The organism is Xenorhabdus entomophaga, from assembly GCF_037996725.1.
In the GTDB taxonomy this organism is placed as follows: domain Bacteria; phylum Pseudomonadota; class Gammaproteobacteria; order Enterobacterales; family Enterobacteriaceae; genus Xenorhabdus; species Xenorhabdus khoisanae.
In genome coordinates, this window is sequence record NZ_JBBMXH010000365.1 from 1 (window position 1) to 414 (window position 414).

Sequence of the window (414 nt, forward strand, 5' to 3'; positions counted from 1 at the left end):
TTCTCGTCTGAACATCCAAAGGGTGCTGGACTGTCTGGTGGATGACAAAGGGAAACCCATTCCGGCGGGCGATCTGCCGACGGTCGATGAACTGATGGACACACACGACAGCGCCACCTTGATTGAAGCCATCCAGACCGTGAAGCGTCACGCCGTCGGCACACTGGAGGACGCCGAAAAAAACTGATGAACTCGCCGACGCTGCATTTTGCTTTTGCACTTGCGGAGCAGCTCGGCGAAACCGACCCCTATCGTATTCTGTCCCTGCCTGCCGCCACCCTCAATGAATGGCAGGCCTATTACCGGCTGAAAAACCGCCAACAGCCGGTTGAACCCGCCCCGGTTGCGTCTGCGCCTGCCCACGGTGATACCGTACAGGCGCAGTGTGCCGCCGTCATGAAACTATTAGGTTAA

The 414-nt window shown here is 57.7% G+C and carries 1 protein-coding gene and 1 pseudogene; both read left to right on the top strand.

All coding sequences use genetic code 11. The annotated features are described in order from the left end of the window. Positions 1 to 187, top strand: a pseudogene (locus tag AAC854_RS24790) (phage tail protein); the annotation flags it as partial. After that, positions 187 to 414, top strand: a complete 228-nt coding sequence (locus tag AAC854_RS24795) for a tail assembly chaperone (RefSeq protein WP_340618921.1) — start codon at positions 187 to 189, stop codon at positions 412 to 414. The pseudogene AAC854_RS24790 and the gene AAC854_RS24795, both read left to right, overlap by 1 nt.